The sequence below is a fragment of the Chryseoglobus sp. 28M-23 genome (genome assembly GCF_014789785.1).
GTDB classification, from domain to species: Bacteria; Actinomycetota; Actinomycetes; order Actinomycetales; family Microbacteriaceae; genus Microcella; species Microcella indica.
This window is the reverse complement of the sequence record NZ_CP061846.1, coordinates 2,507,413-2,527,949: the sequence shown is the minus strand read 5'-3', so window position 1 is coordinate 2,527,949 and position 20,537 is coordinate 2,507,413. Positions and strand designations below refer to the sequence as shown.

24 protein-coding genes are annotated in these 20,537 nt (G+C 70.3%); 19 read left to right on the top strand and 5 right to left on the bottom strand.

The genetic code is table 11. The features are described 5' to 3' along the window. Positions 1-383 precede the first annotated feature (383 nt). Positions 384-1,778, top strand: coding sequence for a replicative DNA helicase (gene dnaB / locus IE160_RS12335; protein ID WP_191151287.1), 1,395 nt, complete (start codon positions 384-386; stop codon positions 1,776-1,778). 30 nt (positions 1,779-1,808) lie between these two features. On the opposite strand, the gene IE160_RS12330 is transcribed toward dnaB, so the two are convergent. Further along, positions 1,809-2,780 carry an NAD(P)-dependent alcohol dehydrogenase gene (locus IE160_RS12330; protein WP_191151286.1) on the bottom strand — a complete coding sequence of 324 codons (972 nt, stop codon included), beginning with the start codon at positions 2,778-2,780 and terminating at the stop codon, positions 1,809-1,811. Between the two features lie 79 nt (positions 2,781-2,859). Between IE160_RS12330 and IE160_RS12325 the strand changes: the two genes are divergently transcribed. The 3 genes from IE160_RS12325 to IE160_RS12315 are packed head-to-tail and all read left to right on the top strand — an operon-like array spanning position 2,860 to position 4,378. Then, positions 2,860-3,558: a TetR/AcrR family transcriptional regulator C-terminal domain-containing protein gene (locus tag IE160_RS12325; RefSeq protein ID WP_191151285.1), complete on the top strand. Its 699-nt coding sequence runs from the start codon at positions 2,860-2,862 to the stop codon at positions 3,556-3,558. Next, entirely contained in the window at positions 3,555-4,142 is a 588-nt protein-coding gene (locus tag IE160_RS12320; protein WP_191151284.1) for a hypothetical protein, read from the top strand. The genes IE160_RS12325 and IE160_RS12320 overlap by 4 nt, the downstream gene beginning before the upstream one ends. Beyond that, positions 4,139-4,378 (top strand): hypothetical protein, encoded by a 240-nt coding sequence (locus IE160_RS12315; protein WP_179872813.1) that lies wholly within the window; start codon positions 4,139-4,141, stop codon positions 4,376-4,378. Before IE160_RS12320 ends, IE160_RS12315 begins: the two co-directional genes overlap by 4 nt. A gap of 16 nt (positions 4,379-4,394) precedes the next feature. On the opposite strand, the gene purB is transcribed toward IE160_RS12315, so the two are convergent. Next, positions 4,395-5,789, bottom strand: coding sequence for an adenylosuccinate lyase (gene purB, locus IE160_RS12310; RefSeq protein ID WP_191151283.1), 1,395 nt, complete (start codon positions 5,787-5,789; stop codon positions 4,395-4,397). Continuing rightward, on the bottom strand, positions 5,786-6,310 hold the full coding sequence (locus IE160_RS12305) for a low molecular weight protein-tyrosine-phosphatase (RefSeq protein ID WP_191151282.1): 525 nt from the start codon (positions 6,308-6,310) through the stop codon (positions 5,786-5,788). Before IE160_RS12305 ends, purB begins: the two co-directional genes overlap by 4 nt. Positions 6,311-6,466: 156 nt before the next feature. Here IE160_RS12305 and IE160_RS12300 point away from each other — a divergent pair, with 156 nt between their 5' ends. Then, on the top strand, positions 6,467-6,718 hold the full coding sequence (locus tag IE160_RS12300) for a hypothetical protein (RefSeq protein WP_191151281.1): 252 nt from the start codon (positions 6,467-6,469) through the stop codon (positions 6,716-6,718). Next, positions 6,715-8,223: a hypothetical protein gene (locus IE160_RS12295; protein WP_191151280.1), complete on the top strand. Its 1,509-nt coding sequence runs from the start codon at positions 6,715-6,717 to the stop codon at positions 8,221-8,223. Before IE160_RS12300 ends, IE160_RS12295 begins: the two co-directional genes overlap by 4 nt. Before the next feature lie 10 nt (positions 8,224-8,233). Here the strand turns inward: IE160_RS12295 and IE160_RS12290 are convergent, their stop codons facing one another. Next, positions 8,234-8,635: a phage holin family protein gene (locus IE160_RS12290; RefSeq protein ID WP_179872808.1), complete on the bottom strand. Its 402-nt coding sequence runs from the start codon at positions 8,633-8,635 to the stop codon at positions 8,234-8,236. Between the two features lie 150 nt (positions 8,636-8,785). Here IE160_RS12290 and IE160_RS12285 point away from each other — a divergent pair, with 150 nt between their 5' ends. The 4 genes from IE160_RS12285 to IE160_RS12270 are packed head-to-tail and all read left to right on the top strand — an operon-like array spanning position 8,786 to position 13,376. Continuing rightward, entirely contained in the window at positions 8,786-9,835 is a 1,050-nt protein-coding gene (locus tag IE160_RS12285; protein ID WP_191152061.1) for a histidinol-phosphate transaminase, read from the top strand. A gap of 35 nt (positions 9,836-9,870) precedes the next feature. Beyond that, positions 9,871-10,986, top strand: coding sequence for a thiamine pyrophosphate-dependent enzyme (locus IE160_RS12280; RefSeq protein ID WP_179872807.1), 1,116 nt, complete (start codon positions 9,871-9,873; stop codon positions 10,984-10,986). Continuing rightward, positions 10,986-11,981: an alpha-ketoacid dehydrogenase subunit beta gene (locus tag IE160_RS12275; protein WP_179872806.1), complete on the top strand. Its 996-nt coding sequence runs from the start codon at positions 10,986-10,988 to the stop codon at positions 11,979-11,981. The genes IE160_RS12280 and IE160_RS12275 overlap by 1 nt, the downstream gene beginning before the upstream one ends. A 51-nt stretch (positions 11,982-12,032) precedes the next feature. After that, positions 12,033-13,376: a dihydrolipoamide acetyltransferase family protein gene (locus tag IE160_RS12270; protein WP_191151279.1), complete on the top strand. Its 1,344-nt coding sequence runs from the start codon at positions 12,033-12,035 to the stop codon at positions 13,374-13,376. A 29-nt stretch (positions 13,377-13,405) separates the two neighbouring features. On the opposite strand, the gene IE160_RS12265 is transcribed toward IE160_RS12270, so the two are convergent. Next, positions 13,406-13,846 (bottom strand): nitroreductase/quinone reductase family protein, encoded by a 441-nt coding sequence (locus tag IE160_RS12265; protein WP_191151278.1) that lies wholly within the window; start codon positions 13,844-13,846, stop codon positions 13,406-13,408. A gap of 106 nt (positions 13,847-13,952) precedes the next feature. On the opposite strand from IE160_RS12265, the gene IE160_RS12260 reads away from it, so the two are divergent. From IE160_RS12260 to IE160_RS12220, 9 genes are all read left to right on the top strand, one after another. Further along, entirely contained in the window at positions 13,953-14,948 is a 996-nt protein-coding gene (locus IE160_RS12260; protein ID WP_191151277.1) for a metal ABC transporter solute-binding protein, Zn/Mn family, read from the top strand. After that, positions 14,897-15,766: a metal ABC transporter ATP-binding protein gene (locus tag IE160_RS12255; RefSeq protein WP_179872802.1), complete on the top strand. Its 870-nt coding sequence runs from the start codon at positions 14,897-14,899 to the stop codon at positions 15,764-15,766. The genes IE160_RS12260 and IE160_RS12255 overlap by 52 nt, the downstream gene beginning before the upstream one ends. Positions 15,767-15,779: 13 nt before the next feature. Further along, complete coding sequence (locus tag IE160_RS12250) at positions 15,780-16,631, top strand: metal ABC transporter permease (RefSeq protein WP_191151276.1); 852 nt, start codon at positions 15,780-15,782, stop codon at positions 16,629-16,631. Then, positions 16,628-17,023: a Fur family transcriptional regulator gene (locus IE160_RS12245; RefSeq protein ID WP_191151275.1), complete on the top strand. Its 396-nt coding sequence runs from the start codon at positions 16,628-16,630 to the stop codon at positions 17,021-17,023. The genes IE160_RS12250 and IE160_RS12245 overlap by 4 nt, the downstream gene beginning before the upstream one ends. A gap of 211 nt (positions 17,024-17,234) precedes the next feature. Next, on the top strand, positions 17,235-17,471 hold the full coding sequence (gene rpmB / locus IE160_RS12240; protein WP_152583284.1) for a 50S ribosomal protein L28: 237 nt from the start codon (positions 17,235-17,237) through the stop codon (positions 17,469-17,471). Then, positions 17,471-17,638: a 50S ribosomal protein L33 gene (gene rpmG / locus IE160_RS12235; RefSeq protein ID WP_055857761.1), complete on the top strand. Its 168-nt coding sequence runs from the start codon at positions 17,471-17,473 to the stop codon at positions 17,636-17,638. The genes rpmB and rpmG overlap by 1 nt, the downstream gene beginning before the upstream one ends. 3 nt (positions 17,639-17,641) lie before the next feature. After that, complete coding sequence (rpsN, locus tag IE160_RS12230) at positions 17,642-17,947, top strand: 30S ribosomal protein S14 (protein WP_191151274.1); 306 nt, start codon at positions 17,642-17,644, stop codon at positions 17,945-17,947. A 72-nt stretch (positions 17,948-18,019) separates the two neighbouring features. After that, complete coding sequence (locus IE160_RS12225) at positions 18,020-18,292, top strand: HU family DNA-binding protein (RefSeq protein ID WP_179872800.1); 273 nt, start codon at positions 18,020-18,022, stop codon at positions 18,290-18,292. 169 nt (positions 18,293-18,461) lie between these two features. Continuing rightward, complete coding sequence (locus IE160_RS12220) at positions 18,462-20,513, top strand: bifunctional copper resistance protein CopD/cytochrome c oxidase assembly protein (RefSeq protein ID WP_191151273.1); 2,052 nt, start codon at positions 18,462-18,464, stop codon at positions 20,511-20,513. Positions 20,514-20,537: the final 24 nt, after the last annotated feature.

The following is a 20,537-nucleotide window of genomic DNA, read 5'->3' as shown; positions in this document are numbered from 1 at the left end:
TGTTTGTGCACAGTAGACGCGGTAACCATCAGAAGGTTCAGGTGACGGTTGAGACCTCTTTCTGCACACAGAGGTGTGAGAGAAAAATACCTGATCAGATGGATTTTGCCTGAAAAAATCCGCGGATACTCCACAGGCTAGTCCACAGTCTGCTCACATCATCCCCGGCGTTTCGCGGAATCCCTCCACAGAGTTATCCACAGGGCGATTTGAGGGGCTCCCGGGCCCATCCCTACAGTGAACCGTCTCTCCCCCTCGAACTCTTCTTCCGCGATCGGAATGTCGGCGGTGGGGAGTACAACGAACCTGGGCACACTGGTGCTCAGGACATCCAGCGGGCCCCTCCTGACCAGGGTCCTGCGTCGCACCGGGGAGGGGAAGCAGTGTCCATCGCGCACATCTCCACCGCGACCGACGGTCGCGGCTCCTCCGAGACGCGGGGCACCGCAGAGTATCGATCCGCCGACCGCGTCCCGCCGCACGACCTCCTCGCGGAGCAGAGCGCGCTCGGCGGCATGCTGCTGAGCAAGGACGCCGTCGCGGACGTCATCGAGGCCGTTCGCGGCATCGACTTCTACCTGCCCAAGCACGAGGTCATCTTCGAGGCGATCCTCTCGCTGTACTCGCACGGTGAGCCCACCGATGTCATCGCCGTCACCGACGAGCTCACGAAGACCGCGTCGCTCACGAAGGCGGGCGGCGCCGACTACCTGCACACCCTGACGGGTATCGTGCCGACCGCGGCCAACGCGGGCTACTACGGCTCCCTCGTCGCCGAGAAGGCCGTGCTGCGCCGCCTCGTCGAGGCGGGCACCCGCATCGTCCAGATGGGCTATGCGAGCGAGGGCGAGGTCACCGATCTCGTGAACAGCGCGCAGGCCGAGATCTACAACGTCTCGGGCGACTCGCAGTCGGAGGACTACGTGCCGCTCACCGAGGCGGTCGGCGAGGCGATCGACGAGATCGAGGCGGCGCGCGGGCTCGACGGCAAGATGACGGGCGTGCCGACCGGCTTCCACGACCTCGACGCCTTGACGAACGGCCTCCACGCCGGCCAGCTCGTCCTCATCGCCGCCCGACCGGCGCTCGGCAAGTCGACGCTCGCGCTCGACCTCGCGCGCTCCTCGGCGATCAAGCACGACATGCCTACGATCGTGTTCTCCCTCGAGATGGGGCGCAGCGAGATCGCGATGCGCCTGCTCTCGGCGGAGGCTGCCATTCCTCTGCACTCGATGCGCAAGGGCACGCTCGAGACGAACGATTGGACGAAGATCGCTGCGACGCGTGGTCGCATTGCGGATGCCCCGCTCTACCTCGACGACAGTCCCAACATGACCCTCCCCGAGATTCGCGCCAAGTGCCGGCGGCTCAAGCAGACCGTGGGTCTGAAGATGGTCATCATCGACTACCTGCAGCTCATGACGAGCGGCAAGCGCGTCGAGTCTCGCCAGCAGGAGGTGAGCGAGTTCTCCCGCGCGCTCAAGCTCCTCGCCAAGGAGTTGCAGGTGCCCGTCGTGGCCCTCTCGCAGCTCAACCGCGGGCCTGAGCAGCGTGCCGACAAGATGCCAGCCCTCAGCGACCTGCGCGAGTCGGGCTCGCTCGAGCAGGACGCCGACATGGTGATCCTCCTGCACCGCGACAGCGCGTACGAGAAGGAGAGCGCCCGCCCCGGCGAGGCCGACCTCATCGTCGCGAAGAACCGCAACGGCCCCACCAACACGATCACGGTCGCCTTCCAGGGCCACCTCTCGCGCTTCGCCGATATGCCTCGGGTCTAGAGCCCTTCGTCGGCGTCGCGCGTCGGACGATCAGGGCACGACGACGATCTTGCCGGGTACATGACCGGCTTCCACCTCGGCGAGGGCCTGGGCGGTCTCCTCCAGCGGAACGCGCCGATGGAGCACGGAGCGCAGCTCTCCGGAGGTGAGCAGCGCGGCAAGAGCATGCAGGTCGGGCCCGTTCACACGCGCGTTGACCCCGACGACGTGCTCGGGACGCATCCTGCTCGCCAGCAGCCCGCCGAAGATGCGCGCAGCCGGGCCGAGCAGCAGGCCGTCGCCAGGCCCGCCGACGAGCACGACCCTTCCGCCCGGGACGATCCGTCGTCGGAGAAACGACACGGGCGCTCCGCCGGCGATGTCGAGGACGACGTCGAAGCGCTCCTCGAGAGCCTCGACCTCCCCGCGCGCGTAGTCGAGAACGGTGTCGGCGCCGAGCGAGAGCACCAGGTCGCGGTTGCGAGCGCTGCAGCTTCCGACGATGCGGGACGCGCCGAGAGAGCGTGCGAGCTGCACGGCATAGTGTCCGACACCGCCGGACGCGCCGAGCACGAGCACCGAGAAGCCCTCGCGCATCCGGCCCTGATCGCGTAGCGCCTGCAGCGCCGTCAGTCCGGCGAGGGGCACGGCGGCGGCCTCCTCGAACGTGGTGGCGGGCGGCTTGATCGCGAGAAGCTCAGCGCGGGCATCGGCACGTTCAGCAAGAGCACCTCGGGCGATACCGAAGACCTCGTCGCCGACGGCGAAGCCTTCGACCTCGTCGCCGACCTCCGCGACGACACCGGCCACATCGACTCCGAGCCCGCGGTCGCGCGGAGCGCGCCATCCGCTCGAGGGGCGCATGAGGAGGGGCAGTCCCCGTTGGTGATGCCACTCGAAGGGATTGAGGGAGGCGGCGCGCACCGACAGGCGCACCCGATCGGGCTCGAGGGGCGCCTCGACCGTCTCCTCGACGGTGAGAACCTCGGGCCCGCCGTAGCGAGTTCGACGGATGGCGCGCATGACGACCTCCAATTATACGGTGTAAGACAGCACGCACACTGTAAACTTATCCCGTAAGATTTGTCAAGCAGGGGTGGGTATGGCGCAGCGACGAGCGGGTGAGAAGGCTGATCTGACGCGCGAGGGCGTTCTCGACGCCGCACTCGCACTCGCGGACGCTGAGGGTCTCGATGCCCTCACGATGCGCGGTCTCGGTCGCCGCCTCGGGGTGGAGGCGATGTCGGTCTACCACTACTTCTCGTCGAAGCGGGCCCTCGTCGATGCCCTCGTCGACCGTGTGTGGTCGGAGGTCACCCTCGATCCGCATGACGACTGGCGCGTCGCCGTGCGGCGCACGGCGCGCTCCGCCTTCGTCGTGCTGCTCCACCACCCCTGGGTCAATCGCATTCGCGCGAGCAGCGGCGGTCCGGCCCGCATCGCCTACATCGAGGCGTCGCTCGGCCACTTGCGACGCGCGGCGTTCACCCCTCAGCAGGCGTTCCACGCCCACCACGTTCTCGAGGCGTACATCCAGGGGTATGTCTTCCAGGCGATCGAGTTCGCGTCGGACGACGCCGAGGCCGAACGTGCGCAGCGCGACAGCGCTCTCGAGGCTTTCCGCGACGCCGACGTGCCGTACCTCGTCGAGCACATCGTCCTCCATGGCGAGCACCAGGGCTCCGGTTTCGACGTCGGCCTCGAGCTCCTGCTGGATGGCTTGGAGAAACGAAAGGGGGCGACGGCCGTGGACGGCACGCGCAGGGACCTCTCGGCCCGCGGCTCTACGATGGGCCCATGACCACCGCGCCCTCCGCCGACGTGAGCGCCGCGCCCCGTTCTCCCTGGCTGGCCCCGGTTCTGCGCGCGGTCCCCGCCCTCATCGTCGGGCTCAGCATCACCTTCATCGCCGACCACTCCGCGCTCGTCGGGCTCATCATGCTCGGAGCCTTCGGGCTCGCCACCGCGGCCGTTCTCGCGCTCACCGACGTGCGCATGCGGCGCGGCGAGCCGCTGAAGCTCCTCCACCGCGGTCTCGCGGTCATCACGGGTGTCGCGGGTCTCCTGGCGCTCGTGGTGGTCTCGACCACGACGACTGCAGGGCTCGGCATGCTCGTGCTCCTCATCGGAGGCTTCGCGGTGCTCGCAGGAGGCCTCGAGCTCGTGTGGGGCATCCGCCATCGCGACCGCAGCGCGCTCGCCAGAGACGCCGTCTTGATCGGCGGCGGCACGCTCGCGCTCGCCGTCGTGCTCGCCTTCGTCGGCGATCCCGTGAGCGCTGTCGGGTTCTTCGGCGCCTACGCCGTCGTCCTCGGCGTCTTCCTCGTCATCTCGGGCCTGAGCGCGCGATGGACTGCACAGCCGAAGGAGCACACCGCGTCATGACCGAACCCCGCCGGCGCGAGAAGCTGCGCCCCGCCGAACTCGTGGGTCTCGCCGCGCTCGTCGCGGCCTTCCTGGGTGGCGTGACCTTCCTCGTCACGCGCGACCTCGTGCTGTCGCTGCTGTTCTTCGGCGGCACCTTCGTATTCGACCTCGTCGTGCTCGCGATGCTCATGCTCGCGGTCACGCCCAACAAGCCCGCCGACGGCGAAGCGCCGCCGGACACGCCGCACGACTGAGGGCTTCTCCGCAGCGCTACTCGGTGATCGGCTCGATGTAGTCCACGAGGCGTGACGCCAGCCCCACGTAGGTGGCGGGACTCAGCGCGGCCAGCCGTGCCTTCGCCTCGGCGGGAATGTCGAGCCGCTCGATGAAGGCGCGCAGCTCGGCGCCGCCCACCCGATGGCCGCGCGTGAGCTCCTTGAGCATCGCGTAGGGGTCGGCGATCGAACTGCGCCCCGCGGTGACCTCCGCGCGGATGACGGTCTGGATGGCCTCGGCGAGAACCTCCCAGTTGCCCTCGAGATCGCGAGCCAGGGCATCCTCATCGATCGCGATCTCGCCGAGCCCCTTGAGGATGTTGTCGAGTGCGAGCACCGAGTGCCCGAGGGCGACGCCGATATTGCGCTGCGTCGTCGAATCGGTCAGGTCACGCTGCAGGCGCGAGGTCACGAGCGTCGTGGCGAGGGAGTCGAGCAGCGCCGCCGAGAGCTCGAGGTTCGCCTCGGCGTTCTCGAAGCGGATCGGGTTGATCTTGTGCGGCATTGTCGACGACCCCGTCGCACCCGGCTGCGGGATCTGCCGGAAGTAGCCCATCGAGATGTACGTCCACACGTCGGTGCACAGGTTGTGCAGCACACGCCCCGTGTGGGCGATGCGCTGGTACAGCTGCGCCTGCCAGTCGTGCGACTCGATCTGGGTCGTGAGCGGGTTCCAGGAGAGGCCGAGCCCCGTGACGAATTCGCGGGATGCTGCGATCCAGTCGTGCTCGGGGTCCGCGGCCAGGTGCGCCGAGAAGGTGCCGGTCGCACCGGAGAACTTGCCCAGGTACTCGACCTCGTCGACCGAGGCGAGAAGGCGCTCGAGGCGATGGACGGTCACCGCGAGCTCCTTGCCGACGGTCGTCGGCGTGGCCGGCTGCCCGTGCGTGTGGGCGAGCATGGGCGTCTCGCGCAGCGCGAGCGCCCTCTCCCGCAGCGCCGCAACGACCTCGCGGGCGCGCGGCATCCAGACGTCGCGCACGGCGGCGCGGATCGTGAGGGCGTAGGCGAGGTTGTTGACGTCCTCGCTCGTGCACGCGAAGTGGGTGAGCTCGGCGAGCTCGGTGAGCCCGAGCTCGGCGAGGCGGTCGCGCACGTAGTACTCCACGGCCTTGACGTCGTGTCGCGTGACGGCCTCTCGCCGGGCGAGGTCGTCGATCGCTGCGTCGTCGAAGTCGGTGACGATGTGACGCAGCTGGCGCGCCTCGTCGGCGGTGAGACGACGGGCCCCGAACAGCTCGTGGTCGGTGAGGTGGATCAGCCACTCGACCTCGACCTGGATGCGCGCCCGGTTGAGGCCCGCCTCGGAGAGATGCTCGCCGAGCCCTGCGACCTGCTCGCGGTAGCGGCCGTCGAGCGGGCTGAGGGGTTGGATGCTGAGCGGGCTCATGAGGCTCCCTGTCGAAGTCCTGGTTCGAGTTGGCGGAACAGCGCCTCGCAGGCGTGCTCGATCATGCCGAGCACCGTGTCGAACATCGCGGCGTCGGAGTAATAGGGGTCGGGAACGTCGAGCACACCGCCGTTGTCGGGGTCGAAGCTCATGAGGAGATGCACCTTCGACCGGGCGTCGTCGCTCGGCGCCCAGTTCTTGAGGATGCGCTCCTGGCTGCGATCGAAGGCGATCACGAGGTCGAGGTCGTCGAACCAGTCGACGTCGAACTGCCGTGCGCGGTGGCCTCGGCCCTCGTAGCCGCGTGCCTGCAGCGACGCGAGCGTCCGATCGTCGCTGTGCTCGCCCACGTGCCACTCCCCCGTGCCGGCGGATCGCACGCTCACGCGGTTCTGCAGTCCGCGCGCGTCGATGAGCGAGCGGAAGACCGATTCGGCCATGGGCGAGCGGCAGATGTTGCCCGTGCACACGAAGCAGATGCAGAACAGACCGGGCTCCCGCTGCACCCGGTCGAAGCTCATGCCCCCATTGTGTCCCAGTTCCCTCTCCTCCACACGCGCGGTCCGCTCGCCTCCGCCTCCCCTGCGCCCGGAGCTCCCGCCACGGGGCGCGTGTGCTCGGCACGATGGCGGGGCGCACCTGCGCCCGGCACCCCAACCCGGCAGGGAGGACAGCACGTGACGGCCTTCGAGGCAGAGCTGCTGCGCGCACGATCGCGCATCATGGCCGATGTCGCGGCGAGCCTGCACGAGCTCGTGCCCCGCCTGCCGGCCGGTGAGGTGGCGAGCGACTGGCGCGGGCCCGCGCAGCGCGCCTTCGAGGAGGCCCTTCTCGTGCAGCTCGAGCGCCTGCGCCGGGTCGCCGCCTCGTGCGAGGTGGCGAGCGACGCCCTGCTCGGCGCCGCCGCCCGCCTCGAGGCGGCGCCGTGACCGAGGCGGCATGGTCGGTCACGACCCCGGCAGACCGGGAACCGCGCGCGCAACCGGCGCTGACGACCGAGGATGCTCCGCTCATCATCCGCGGGGCAGGCACGACGGTCGTCGCGCCCGAGGCGCTGCTCGCGCGTCGTGATGCCCTGCGAGCGGCCTCCTCCGTCTGCAGTGATCAGGCCCTGCGCGTGCGGGGCGTGCGCGCCAGCGTCGACGCGAGCCTCGCGCTCGATCTCGAGCATGACGAGCGCGCGCTCCTGACCCTCGCGGAGGACCTCGCGTGGCTCGCCGCCGCCGTGCAGTCCGTGGCAGAGGTCGCCGGCCAGACCGAGCGCACGCTGGGCTCGTGGCTCGAGAGGCTCGGCGCCCACTACGGTGCGGCTGCCGGGTGGCTCGGCAGCCGCCTCGGGTTGGTCATCCTGCCCGGCCTGCTCACCGGCGCTGGCATGATCGCCGCGGGCTGGCGGCTGCTGCCGCACGAGCACCGCGAGGCGCTCGTCGCGACCACGCTCGGTGCGGCTCCTGGGGGCGACCGGCCGCTCAGCGAGCCGCAGCTCGTCGAGGCGATGCGCTGGGTGCTCACGCTCGTCGACGATGCCGCGCTCGGCGCTGTCGGCATTCCGCCGCCTCTCGTGCCCGCGCTCGGTGAGACGGGCCTCGGGCTCTCGGGAGTCTCCGGCGCGGCGACGGCCGTGCTCGGCCTCGCGACGCTTGCCGGCGTGCGCGGTACCGCACCCGTGCGGGTCGAGCTCGCGGGCACCGACCTGCGTCGCTCGGGCGGCGCACCTGACGGCGGCGCTCCCGCGGCCACGGTGTCCGCAGCGCCGGGCTCGGTCGCCGAGCGCGTGCATCGCATTCCCGACCCGAGCGCGCCCGTGCGCGTCGAGCGGTACGACGGCCCCGCCGGCCCGCATTTCGAGGTCTACATCGCCGGCACCGACTCGACGGCGGCGCTCGGCGGGGCGCAGCCGTGGGACATGGCGAGCAACGTCGCCCTCGTCGCCGACCAGGACGCCTCCTCGCTGCAGGCGGTGCGCAGCGCCCTCGCAGCGGCAGGCGCCACGGCCGACTCGAGCGTCGTGTTCACCGGCTACTCGCAGGGCGGCGCGATCGCGACGCGACTGGCCGAGTCGGGCCAGTGGGCCACGGCCGGGCTCGTCACGGTCGGGTCGCCGAGCGGCGATCTGCCCGTGCTCGGCGACTATCCGGCGATCGTCATCGAGCACCGGGAGGACCTCGTGCCGGGGCTGTCGGGGGTGCGTCGCGAGACGGAGGCGCTCGTCGTGCAGAGCGAGACGCTGCGCGCCGGTACCGCGAGCGCCGCGGGAGCGACGGGCGCCCTCGCCGCGCACGACCTCGACCGCTACCGCGCGACTGCTGAGCGCGTGGACTCCTCCGCGATCGAGGAGGTGCGCGCCCGCGTCGACGCCCTGCCGGGTTCGGGCGGGGGCGGCGCGGAGGGGACCGTCCTGCGGTTCACGGCCACGCGCATCCCGCCGCCATGATTGCCGAGAGTTAGCGCGAGCGCCCGACGATGGGCCGCAGCAGGATGCCGATGAGCCAGCTCAGCAGACCCAGCACGACGGCACCGAGCACGCCCCACCAGAACGTCTCGACCGTGAGCCCGAAGCCGATGAGATCGGAGATCCACGCGACGAGCAGCAGCAGGAGGCCGTTCACGACGAGGGCGATGAGCCCGAGAGTGAGGATGTAGAGGGGGAAGGCCACGATGCGGATGAGGTTGCCGATGATGCCGTTGACGAGGCCGAAGATGAAGGCGACGAGCAGGAGCGTCAGCACGTAGGCGAGGGTGTCGCCCTGCGGGCCGTACGAGACCACCTCGACCCCCGCGACGATGAGGGTGGTGAGCCACAGGGCCACCGAGTTGATGAGCAGTCGCACGAGGAATCGCTTCATGTCTCCACTATGCCCACCCGCGCCCCACCCCCGCAATGAGCAGCGGGTGAACCGCGGGCGACGCGACGTAGGCTGAGGGGCGTGACCGACGCCCCCACCGAGACCAGCACTGGCCCCAGCACAGACGCCCTGGTCGAGGCCGCGCGCTCCGTGCGCCTGCGGCCCGAGATCGTGGCACTGCCCGCCTACACGCAGGGCAAGCCCGCCGCGGCAGACGCATTCAAGCTGTCGTCGAACGAGAATCCCTTCCCGCCGCACCCCGCCGTGCTGGCCGCGATCCGCGACCTCGACATCAACCGGTATCCGGATGCCTCGGCTCTCGCCGTACGGGAGCGCCTCGCCGCCCGGCACGGCGTCACGACCGATGAGGTCGTCGTCGGCGCTGGCTCCGTCTCGGTGCTCTCGCAGCTGATCTCGGCCGCCGCCGGTGCCGGGGACGAGGTGGTGCACGCCTGGCGCAGCTTCGAGGCGTACCCGGGCCTCATCACGGTGGCAGGGGCGCTCGGCGTGCGCGTGCCGCTCACCGAGGATGCCCGGCACGACCTGCCCGCGATGCGCGACGCGATCACCGACCGCACGCGCGTGCTCATCATCTGCTCCCCCAACAATCCGACGGGCACCGTGGTCGGGGCCGAAGAGTTCGCCGAGCTCATGGCCGCCGTGCCGCCGAGCCTGCTCGTCGTGCTCGACGAGGCCTACGCCGAGTTCGTGCGTGACTCCAGCGCCGTGGACGGCGCCGCGCTGCTGAGGCGCTACCCGAACCTGGTGGTGCTGCGCACCTTCTCGAAGGCCTACGGACTTGCCGGGCTGCGCGTGGGGTACGGCATCGGACCGGCGCCGATCCTCGACGCGGCGCGCAGCGCGGCCATCCCCCTGAGCGTCACCGAGGCCGCGCAGCGCGCCGTGCTCGCGGCGCTCGACGTGGAGGACGAGCTTCTCGAGAACGTGGGCGTGCTCGCTGAGCGGTGCGCGCGCGTGCAGGAGGCACTGCGCGAGCAGGGCTGGGACGTGCCCGTGAGCCAGGGGAACTTCGTCTGGCTGCCGACGGGAGACGGAACATCCCGCATAGCGGACGCGCTCGGTGCCGCCGGTCTCGTCGTGCGCGCCTTCCCCCCCGAGGGCATCCGCGTCTCCATCGGCGAGGAGGAGTCTGTCGCGACCCTCCTCAGAATCTGCGGCGAGGTTGTTGGCACCCTCTGACCGGGCGTGCGCGTCGCGGGCCTAGAGTGGAATCCATGTCGTACACGGCCGACACCCTCCAGCTGCTGGCTCCCGACGGCCAGCGCGTCGCAAGCGACGCCACCGAGCAGTACCTGCCCTACGTCGACGCGCTCAGCGACGACCAGTTGCGCGAGTTCCACCGCGTCATGAGCGTGATGCGGCGCTTCGACATCGAGGCGGGCAACCTGCAGCGGCAGGGCCAACTGGCCCTGTGGGTGCCGAGCATCGGCCAGGAGGCCGCGCAGGCGGGCTCGGGCTTCGCGGCGAAGGCTCAGGACCACCTCTTCCCCGCCTACCGCGAGCACACCGTCGGGTACATCCGTGGCCTCGACCCGGTGCGCATCATCGCCATGCTGCGCGGTCAGACGCACGGCGGCTGGGTGCCGGAGGAGACCGGCAACTTCCACCTCTACACGCTCGTGATCGGCTCGCAGGCCCTGCATGCCACCGGCTACGCGATGGGCGTCGCCTTCGACGGCAAGGTCGGCACGGGCGATCCCGACGTCGACACGGCCGTCATGGTCTACTTCGGCGACGGCGCGACGAGCCAGGGCGACGTCAACGAGGCCTACGTCTTCGCGCAGAGCTACCAGACGCCTCAGGTGTTCTTCCTGCAGAACAATCACTGGGCGATCTCGGTTCCCGTGAGAGTGCAATCCCGCACCCCGCTGTTCCTTCGTCCACGCGGTTTCGGCATCGAGAGCGTGCAGATCGACGGCAATGACGTTCTCGCGAGCTACGCCGTGACCGCCGCGAACCTCGACGCGGCCCGCAGCGGCGCCGGGCCGCGCTTCATCGAGGCGCTCACCTACCGCATCGGAGCGCACACGACGAGCGACGACCCGAGCAAGTACCGCGACGAGGAGCAGTTCCGCTACTGGCAGGAGCGCGACCCGATCAGCCGCTTCGAGACCTACCTGCGCGCGCAGGGCGAGGGCGACGCCTTCTTCGCGAGCGTCGCCGAGGAGGCGGAGGACGTCGCCGCCGACGCACGGGCCCGCACGCTCGCGCTCGAGCCGCCCGCCGCCGCGTCGATGTTCGCCCACGTGTACAGCGAGGCGCATCCCGTCATGGATGCTCAGCGCGAGTGGCTCGCCCAGTACGAGGCCTCGTTCGAGGGGGAGGCGTGATGGCCGAGAAGCTGCCGGGCGTGCAGACGCTCACGATGACGAAGGCCCTCACGGAGGGTCTCGCGGCCGCCATGGAGGCGGACGACAAGGTTCTGCTCATGGGGGAGGACATCGGGCCGCTCGGCGGGGTGTTCCGCGTGACGGAGGGCCTGCAGAAGCGCTTCGGCGCGCACCGCGTGCTCGACACCCCGCTCGCCGAGTCTGGCATCGTCGGCACGGCGATCGGCCTCGCGATGCGCGGCTACCGCCCGGTGTGCGAGATCCAGTTCGACGGCTTCATCTTCCCCGGCTTCGACCAGATCACGACGCAGCTCGCCAAGCTCACGGCGCGGCACGAGGGCGCCCTGCAGCTGCCCATCGTCATCCGCGTCCCCTACGGCGGCCACATCGGCGCCGTCGAGCACCACCAGGAGAGCCCCGAGGCCTACTTCGCGCACACGCCGGGACTGCGGCTCGTGAGCCCCGCGACGCCGCACGACGCGTACTGGATGATCCAGGAAGCCATCGCGAGCCCCGACCCCGTCATGTTCTTCGAGCCGAAGAGCCGCTACTGGCCCAAGGGCGAGGTCGACTTCTCCGACCCCGGCGCCCCGCTCCACGCGTCGCGCGTCGTGCGCGTCGGCACCGACATCACGGTCGTAGGCCACGGCGCGATCGTGAGCATGCTGCTCGACGCGGCGGCGCTCGCCGAGGAGGAGGGCACGAGCATCGAGGTCGTCGACCTGCGCTCGCTCTCCCCCATCGACTACGCCCCGCTGCTCGAGTCGGTGCGCCGCACAGGCCGACTCGTCGTCGCGCAGGAGGCGCCGGGCTCGGTGAGCATCGGCTCGGAGATCGCGGCGACGGTGACCGAGCAGGCGTTCTACTCGCTCGAGGCGCCCGTGCTGCGCGTGAGCGGCTACGACACTCCCTTCCCACCGGCGAAGCTCGAGGGCGCCTACCTGCCCGACGTCGATCGCATCCTGCATGCCGTCGACCGCGCACTCGCCTACTAGCCTGATCACGAGTCCGCGCACCGAAGCCGCGTCGAACCCCCTGGAGGCACCGTGAGCGTTTCAGAGTTTCCGCTCCCCGACGTCGGGGAGGGCCTGACCGAGGCGGAGATCGTCTCGTGGCACGTCAAGCCGGGCGACACGGTGGCCGTCAACCAGGTGCTCGTCGAGATCGAGACGGCGAAGTCTCTCGTCGAGCTGCCGTCGCCGTTCGCCGGCACGGTCGAATCGCTCCTCGTCGACGAGGGGCAGACCGTCGAGGTCGGCACGGCGATCATCACGGTGCGGGGGGCGCAGGGCGAGGGGGATGCTCCCGCAGCGCCCGCGGACGACGCGAGCGCAGCATCCGTCGCCGATACCGCCTCGACCATCGATCGCGAGGCCGACGAGAAGCCCGGCGCCGTGCTCGTGGGCTACGGCACCAAGGGTGCCGTAGCCTCCCGCCGCCGCCGCGGAGCACCCGCTCCGTCGACGGCGTCCGCCCCGCCTGCCCAGGAGCCTGCGCCCCGGCCGCGCTCCGTGCCGGCCTCGGACGCCGCGCCGGTGATCGCGAAGCCGCCGATCCGGAAGCTCGCGAAAGACCTCGACGTCGATCTCGCCGAGGTGCCGGCGACGGGCCTCGCTGGCGAGGTCACGCGCGACGACGTCATCCGGCACGCGCAGCAGGCGAGCGTCTTCCGCAACATTCAGACGCCCGAGTGGCCGAGCGATCGGGAGGACCGCATCCCCGTCAAGGGAGTGCGCAAGGCGATCGCCGCGGGCATGGTCAAGAGCGCGTTCACGGCACCGCACGTGAGCGTCTTCGTCGACGTCGACGCGACGCGCACGATGGAGTTCGTGGCGCGGCTCAAGGCGAGCCCCGACTTCGCGGGCATCAAGGTATCGCCGCTGCTCGTCATGGCGAAGGCGATGATGTGGGCGGTGCGCCGCAACCCCACCGTGAACTCGACGTGGACCGACACCGAGATCATCGTGCACCACTTCGTGAACTTCGGTTTCGCCGCCGCGACGCCTCGCGGGCTCGTCGTGCCGAACATCAAGAACGCGCAGGACCTCACGCTGCGCGAGCTCGCTCAGTCGATCGAGCAGATGACCCTCACGGCGCGCGACGGCAAGCTGCAGCCCGCCGACATGGCCGACGGCACGATCACGATCACCAACATCGGCGTCTTCGGCATGGACACGGGAACGCCCATCCTCAACCCCGGGGAGGTCGCGATCGTCGCGCTCGGCACGATCAAGAAGAAGCCGTGGGTCGTCGACGGCGAGGTGCGCCCGCGCTTCGTCACCACGCTCGGAGCCTCGTTCGATCACCGTGTGGTGGACGGGGATGTCGCGAGCCGCTTCCTGGCGGACGTTGCGAGCATCATCGAGGAGCCCGCGCTGCTGCTCGACTGACGCCGCGCGAGCGCTGCACCGCTCGCGTTCTACGTCGTGCGGGCGAGCGGTTCGAGGATCACGAGCGGAATCCGCCGCGTGGTCTTGCGCTGGTATGCCGCGTAGCCGCGGTAGGCGCGCACGATCTCGGGCCACAGCCGCTCGCGCTCGGCGTCGCCGGCGACCCGCGCAAGCATCGGACGAGACTCCTTGCCCGGCTTCCCGACGCGCACGTCCGGGTCGTCGACGAGGTTGAGGTACCAGGCGGGATGCGCGTCGTCGCCCCCGCGGGAGGCCACGACCACGAAGGTGTTGCCGGTGCGCGCGGCGATGGTCAGCAGCGTCGTGCGCTCGGCACCGGTGCGGCGGCCCCGCGTCGTGAGCTCGATGACGGGCATCGCGCCGAGCCTCGAACCGAGGCGACCGCCCGTCAGGCGCACAAGAGCGCGGTGCATCCCGGTCATGGAGAGCATGAGCCAGCGGTTCGACATGCGCGCACGCTAGCGGCACAGCCTGAAGCAGCGCCGAGACGAACCTCGCACGATCTTATTGAGAATGGTTTTGACAACCGTTCTCGATAAGACGTACTCTTTCTCCATGACCTCGCTCGCCCGATCCCTGGCCGCCCTGCTCATCGGCAGCGCCGCCGCTGTCGCCCTCGCCGGCTGCGCGAGCCCCGCGCCGGCGGAGGACGCCGAAGGCCTCTCCATCGTCGCCTCCACGAACGTGTACGGCGACATCGCGCAGTCGCTCGCGGGCGACCTCGCGACCGTCACGAGCATCATCGACAGCGCCGCGATCGACCCGCACAGCTACGAGGCGAGCGCCCAGGACCAGCTGGCGATCGCGAACGCCGACATCGTCATCGAGAACGGCGGCGGGTACGACCCCTTCGTCGACGTGCTCGTCGAGGGTTCCGGCTCGAGCGCCATCGTCATCTCCGCCGTCGAAACGAGTGGCCTCCTCGAGGAGGACCACGCTGAGGATGCTCACGGCGACGAGGAGCACGCCGACGACGAGCACGCCGAGGACGAGCACGCCGAGGACCACGGCCACATCATCGAGGGTCTCAACGAGCACGTCTGGTACGACGTGCACAGCATCGCGCACGTGGCCGAGGCCATCACCGAGGCGCTCGTGGAGACGGACGCCGGCAACGCGGCCTCCTACGAGAGCAACCTCGCCGCCTTCCTGACCGACCTCGAGTCCCTCGAGGCCGACATGGAGGCGCTCGCCGGCTCCCTCGGGGGCGGCACCGTCGCCGCGACGGAGCCCGTGCCCGTGTACCTGCTGGCCGAGCTCGGCTTCGAGGACGGCACGCCCGAGGAGTTCTCCGAGGCGATCGAGGAGGGTGCCGACGTACCCCCGCTCGCGCTCCAGCAGACCCTCGACCTCATCGACTCGGGAGACGTGCGCCTGCTCGCCTACAACGAGCAGACCGAGAGCCCGGAGACGCAGCGCGTGCGCGACGCGGCCGAGTCCGCGGGCATCGCGGTGGTCTCGTTCGTCGAAACCCTCCCGGAGGGGGAAGACTACGTGTCATGGATGCGCGCGAACGTCGAGGCCGTGGAGTCGGCGCTGACGGCCGCGTGACCCCCGACACTCTCGGCTCCGAACGCCCCGCCCCGGTTCTCAGCATCCGCGGTGGGGCTCTCGGCTTCGGCGGCCGCGGGCTGTGGAGCGGGCTCGACCTCGACATCGCGCCCGGCGAGTTCCTCGCCGTCCTCGGCGCGAACGGCTCGGGCAAGACGAGCCTGCTGCGCGCGATGCTCGGGCAGCAGCGGCTCGACGCGGGCGAGGTGCTCGTGGCCGGGCATCCCGCTCGTCGTGGCGCACGCCGCGTCGGCTACATTCCCCAGCAGAAGATCGTGCCGCCGGGCACTCCCCTGCGCGGCCGCGACCTGGTCATGCTGGGCGTCAACGGTCACCGCTGGGGCCCGCCGATCGCGACGCGCGCCGACCGCGATCGCGTGGATGCCCTGCTCACCGCGGTCGGAGCCCACGCCTATGCCGACCGACCCCTCGGCACCCTCTCGGGCGGCGAGCAGCAGCGCCTGCGAGTCGCCCAATCCCTCGCCGACGATCCGACGCTGCTGCTGTGCGACGAACCGCTCATGAGCCTCGACCTGCACCACCAGCGGGAAGTGAGCGGGCTCATCGACGCGCGTCGGCGCGACCACGGCACGGCCGTCGTCTTCGTCACCCACGATGTGAACCCCGTGCTCGGCATGGTCGACCGCATCCTGTACCTCGCCCATGGCCGCTTCACGATCGGCACTCCCGACGAGGTGCTGCGCGACGACGTGCTGAGCGGCCTGTACGGCACGAGCGTCGAGGTCATCCGCTCGCGGGGCCGTGTCATCGTCGTGGGCGTGCCCGACGGCGACCACCACCACGAGGTGATCGCATGAGGGCGGTGCTGTCATGATCACCGTCGACTGGGAGACCTACGTGCAGCTGCTCGCGCTCGTGCAGAACTCGATCATCGCCGCCGCCGTCCTCGGCATCCTCGGCGGGCTCATCGGCGTCTTCGTCATGCAGCGCGACATGGCGTTCGCGGTGCACGGCATCAGCGAGCTCTCCTTCGCAGGCGCTGCCGCTGCCCTCCTTCTGGGCCTCAACGTCGTCGCGGGCTCCCTCGTCGGCTCCCTCGCCGCCGCCGCGCTCATCGGACTCCTCGGCGCGCGGGCGCGCGACCGCAACTCGATCATCGGCGTGCTCATGCCCTTCGGGCTCGGGCTCGGCATCCTCTTCCTCGCCCTCTACCCGGGGCGCAGCGGCAACAAGTTCGGGCTGCTCACGGGCCAGATCATCAGCGTCGACATCCCGCAGCTCGGACTGCTCATCACGATCAGCGTGCTCGTGCTCCTCGTGCTGATCGTCGTGTGGCGCCCTCTCACGTTCGACAGCCTCGATCCCGAGGTCGCCCACGCTCGCGGTGTGCCGGGGCGCCCGCTCTCCTTCATCTTCATGGTGCTCCTGGGCCTTGCAGTCGCCGTCTCGGTGCAGGTTATCGGGGCGCTCCTCGTGCTCGCCCTGCTCGTGACGCCGGCCGCCGCCGCTCTGCGCGTCTCGAGCTCCCCCGTGCTCGTGCCCGTGCTCAGCATGGTCTTCGGCTTCGTCTCGGCCGTGGGGGGCATCCTGCTCGCGATCGGCGGCTCGCTCCCCATCAGCCCCTACATCACGACCATCTCGTTCGCGATCTACGTCGTGTGCCGCATCGTCGGCTCCCGTCGCCTGTCGGCGACCTCGCGACGTACGCTGGTGGCGACATGAAGCGGAACACCTGGCAGCGCGAAGCGGTGCGCACGGCCCTCGCGACGGCCGAGGGCTTCGTGAGCGCTCAAGCGCTGCACGGCGCGCTGCGCGAGACCGGCTCGACGATCGGCCTCGCGACCGTCTACCGGGCGCTCACCGACCTCACGGAGGAGGGCGAGGCCGACTCGCTGCAGCAGGAGGGCGAGGCGCTGTATCGCGCGTGCACACCGGGCAGTCACCACCACCACCTCATCTGCCGCCGCTGCGGCATGACGGTCGAGATCGAGGCAGCCGCGGTCGAGTCGTGGGCGCGCGGCGTCGCGACCGAGCACGGCTTCACGGCGGCCGAGCACGTCGTCGACGTCTTCGGCCTGTGCCCTCAGTGCACCGTGGATGCTCGGCAGCAGTAGCCGCGCCCCCGAGTGCCGCGATCCCGGCGTTGCGACGCGGGCCCTGCAGGACGTAAGCTAGGCGATTGTGCCGAGCGGACATCCGCTCGTCCTTGTGCGCACTGCTCCCCGGTCACCCGCTACACGACCGGAACCGGTTCAGATCTGCGTGCCGACAAGTGACCTTGGGTGCGGCGTTCGCCGCACGGTAGCCCAGAAGAAAAGAGGAGCCATGGCAGCCGTCTGCCAGGTGACCGGAGCCGTTCCCGGTTTCGGACACAACATCTCGCACTCGCACCGCCGCACCAAGCGCCGGTTCGACCCGAACATCCAGAAGAAGACGTACTTCGTGCCGTCGCTTCGCCGTAACGTCACGCTGACCCTGTCGGCGAAGGGCATCAAGGTGATCGACGCGCGCGGCATCGAGTCCGTCGTCAAGGACCTCATCGCCCGCGGGGAGAAGATCTAGTGGCCAAGCAGCAGGACGTCCGTCCCATCATCAAGCTTCGGTCGACCGCCGGCACCGGGTACACCTACGTGACCCGCAAGAACCGTCGCAACGACCCCGACCGCCTCGTGCTCAAGAAGTACGACCCGGTCATCCGCAAGCACGTCGAATTCCGCGAGGAGCGCTAAGACATGGCGAAGAAGAGCAAGATCGCGCGCAACGAGCAGCGCAAGGTGATCGTGGAGCGCTACGCCGCGAAGCGACTCGAACTGAAGAAGGCCCTCGTCGACCCCAACGGCACCGACGAGTCCCGCGAGGCCGCGCGCAAGGGGCTGCAGAAGCTTCCCCGCAATGCCTCGCCGATCCGCGTCCGCTCGCGCGACGCGATCGACGGCCGCCCGCGCGGTGTCCTCACCAAGTACGGCATCTCGCGCGTCCGCTTCCGGGATATGGCTCACCGTGGTGAGTTGCCCGGAATCACCAAGTCAAGCTGGTAGCGTCAAGGCGGCTCGACAGCACACACTGCTGGTGAGTCGTCTCCAGCACAACTGAGGTCCGAGGAGGACACCATGAACCGTTCCGAGCTCGTCGCCGCAGTGGCCGCTGAGTCCGGCCTGAGCCAGGCTGACGTCAACCGCGCCGTCGACGCCCTGTTCTCGGTCGTCTCCGGCGCCGTCGCCAGTGGCACCAAGGTCTCGATCCCCGGGTGGATCGCTTTCGAGCGCACCCACCGCTCCGCGCGCCAGGGCCGCAACCCGCAGACGGGTGAGACGATCCAGATCGCCGCATCCTACGGCGTGAAGGTCAGCGCCGGCAGCAAGCTCAAGGCCGCTGCCAAGTAGGGTTCACCCCCGTACCTGACGATCAGGCGGCTCCGCGCATCGCGCGGGGCCGCCTGTTTTTTGTGGGCGCCGTCTGTGGTGGGCACAGAGCGCCGCGATGCGGGATGCTCGGCTCGACGCTTCTTCAGCGGCGTCGTCTAGCCTCGAGACGAGTAGGAAGGCCGCCCGCATGACCTCGTCGCCGCCCGCGACCCGCACCGCGCACGGTGCGCCGCGCCCTGCCCCCGAGCTCGACTCTGCCGGGCGCGATGGTCTGCCGTGGGGAGCGCTCGCCGTCGCGGCCCTCGCCCTCGCCGCCCTGCTCGCCCTCCTCGTCTCCCTCGTCGTCGGAGGCGCGGCCGAGGCCCCTCTCGTGCTCGACCCCGGACCCGGCGTGCGCTACGGGCTGCCGATCGCGAAGCTCGCGACGACGCTCGGCGCCTCCGCCGCGATCGGAGCCCTCCTGCTGTCGCTCATCGCTCTCGCGCGCGATACGCCCGCCTACGACCGCGCACTCGACGTTGCGGCGGCGGGAGCGGCCCTGTGGGCGCTCGGAGCCGTCGCCACGGGGTTCTTCATCTTCCTCAGCGTCTTCCTCGAGCCGATCACGCTCGACGACCGCTTCGGCCAGCTGCTCGCCTCGTTCTTCACGGAGCGCGAGCTCGGTCAGGCATGGCTCGCGACGGCGCTCATGGCCGCCGTCGTCACCGTGCTGTGCTTCGCCGTGCGCTCTCCCGCTCTCCTGGCCGGTGTGCTCGTGCTCGCCGTCGCCGCCGTCTGGCCGGTCGCGCAGACGGGTCACGCGGGAGGCACTGCCGACCATGACGCGGCCGTGACGGCCGTGTACCTGCACAGCGTCTTCGCGGCCGTCTGGGTGGGGGGCCTGCTCACGCTCGTGCTCGCGCGCCGCGCCCTCGGCGATCGACTCGGCGCCGTCCTTGGGCGCTACTCGACGCTCGCGCTCATCGCCTTCGTCGTCGTCGCGGCCTCCGGGCTCGTGAGCGCACAGATCCGCGTCGGCACGCTCGAGGGTCTCGCGACGCCGTACGGCGCTCTCCTCATCGCCAAGGTCGTCTCGCTCGTGGCGCTCGGGGTGTTCGGCGCCGCCTACCGCGGCGTGCTCATCGCTCGCGTGCAGCGCGCGGCCCGGCCCCGAGCATCCCTCTGGGCGATCGTCGTCGCCGAGCTCGTCGTCATGGGTGCGGCCTCCGGCATTGCCACGGCGCTCGCGCGCACCGCGCCCCCCGTGGAGGAGGTGCCCGCCGAGGAGCTCGCCGACCCGACGCCCGCCGAGCTGCTCACGGGCTCGCCTCTGCCGCCACCCTTCGAGCCGTGGCGCCTCGCGACGGAGTGGGACCTCAATCTGCTGTGGGCGCTCCTGGCCGTGTTCGGCGCCTTCTTCTACTTGGCCGGCGCGTGGCGCCTCCACCGGAGAGGCGACCGCTGGCCCCTGCACCGCACGATCCTGTGGGTCGCCGGCATGGCGATGCTGCTCGCGGTGACGAGCGGAGGGTTCGCGGTCTACGAGCCGTATCTGTTCAGCGTGCACATGCTCGGGCACATGCTGCTGAGCATGGCGATTCCCGTGCTGCTCGTGCTCGCCGCACCCGTGACCCTCGCTGCGCGGGCGATCCACGCGCGCACCGACGGATCGCGGGGGCCGCGCGAATGGATTCTCGCGATCGTCCACTCGCGCTTCGCGGGGGTCGTCGGGCACCCCCTCGTCGCAGCCGTGGTCTTCGCGGTCTCCCTCCTCGCGTTCTACTACTCACCGCTGTTCTCGTGGGCCGTGACCGACCACGTCGGGCACCAGTGGATGATCCTGCACTTCCTCCTGAGCGGCTTCCTCTTCGTCAACGCGCTCATCGGCATCGACCCCGCTCCCTACCGGCCCGCATACCCGATCCGGCTCCTCATCCTCATGGCGACCATGGCGTTCCACGCCTTCTTCGGGCTCTTCCTGCTCACCGGCACGGGGCTCCTGCTGCCCGAGTGGTACGGGGCGATGGGCCGCGAGTGGGGCCAGGCGCCGCTCGCCGACCAGCAGACGGGCGGGGGCATCGCGTGGAGCGTCGGCGAGATTCCGACGCTCGCGCTCGCGCTGCTCGTCATGCTCTCGTGGAGCCGCTCCGACGGCCGAGAGTCGAAGCGGCGCGACCGGCAGGCCGAGCGTGACGGCGACGCCGAGCTGCATGCCTATAACGACATGCTCGCGCAGCGCGCCGACCGCACGCGTTCCTAGCCGCGCAGCCTCCTGGCCGCGCAC

Coding starts and splice junctions, on each gene's coding strand:
- IE160_RS12330 (WP_191151286.1), bottom strand. CDS start 2,780: ATGCGCGCCATCCGTCGAACTCGCTACGGCGGGCCCGAGGTTCTCACC.
- IE160_RS12325 (WP_191151285.1), top strand. CDS start 2,860: ATGGCGCAGCGACGAGCGGGTGAGAAGGCTGATCTGACGCGCGAGGGC.
- IE160_RS12320 (WP_191151284.1), top strand. CDS start 3,555: ATGACCACCGCGCCCTCCGCCGACGTGAGCGCCGCGCCCCGTTCTCCC.
- IE160_RS12315 (WP_179872813.1), top strand. CDS start 4,139: ATGACCGAACCCCGCCGGCGCGAGAAGCTGCGCCCCGCCGAACTCGTG.
- purB (WP_191151283.1), bottom strand. CDS start 5,789: ATGAGCCCGCTCAGCATCCAACCCCTCAGCCCGCTCGACGGCCGCTAC.
- IE160_RS12305 (WP_191151282.1), bottom strand. CDS start 6,310: ATGAGCTTCGACCGGGTGCAGCGGGAGCCCGGTCTGTTCTGCATCTGC.
- IE160_RS12290 (WP_179872808.1), bottom strand. CDS start 8,635: ATGAAGCGATTCCTCGTGCGACTGCTCATCAACTCGGTGGCCCTGTGG.
- IE160_RS12280 (WP_179872807.1), top strand. CDS start 9,871: ATGTCGTACACGGCCGACACCCTCCAGCTGCTGGCTCCCGACGGCCAG.
- IE160_RS12275 (WP_179872806.1), top strand. CDS start 10,986: ATGGCCGAGAAGCTGCCGGGCGTGCAGACGCTCACGATGACGAAGGCC.
- IE160_RS12265 (WP_191151278.1), bottom strand. CDS start 13,846: ATGTCGAACCGCTGGCTCATGCTCTCCATGACCGGGATGCACCGCGCT.
- IE160_RS12260 (WP_191151277.1), top strand. CDS start 13,953: ATGACCTCGCTCGCCCGATCCCTGGCCGCCCTGCTCATCGGCAGCGCC.
- IE160_RS12255 (WP_179872802.1), top strand. CDS start 14,897: ATGGATGCGCGCGAACGTCGAGGCCGTGGAGTCGGCGCTGACGGCCGC.
- IE160_RS12250 (WP_191151276.1), top strand. CDS start 15,780: ATGATCACCGTCGACTGGGAGACCTACGTGCAGCTGCTCGCGCTCGTG.
- IE160_RS12245 (WP_191151275.1), top strand. CDS start 16,628: ATGAAGCGGAACACCTGGCAGCGCGAAGCGGTGCGCACGGCCCTCGCG.
- rpmB (WP_152583284.1), top strand. CDS start 17,235: ATGGCAGCCGTCTGCCAGGTGACCGGAGCCGTTCCCGGTTTCGGACAC.
- rpsN (WP_191151274.1), top strand. CDS start 17,642: ATGGCGAAGAAGAGCAAGATCGCGCGCAACGAGCAGCGCAAGGTGATC.
- IE160_RS12225 (WP_179872800.1), top strand. CDS start 18,020: ATGAACCGTTCCGAGCTCGTCGCCGCAGTGGCCGCTGAGTCCGGCCTG.
- IE160_RS12220 (WP_191151273.1), top strand. CDS start 18,462: ATGACCTCGTCGCCGCCCGCGACCCGCACCGCGCACGGTGCGCCGCGC.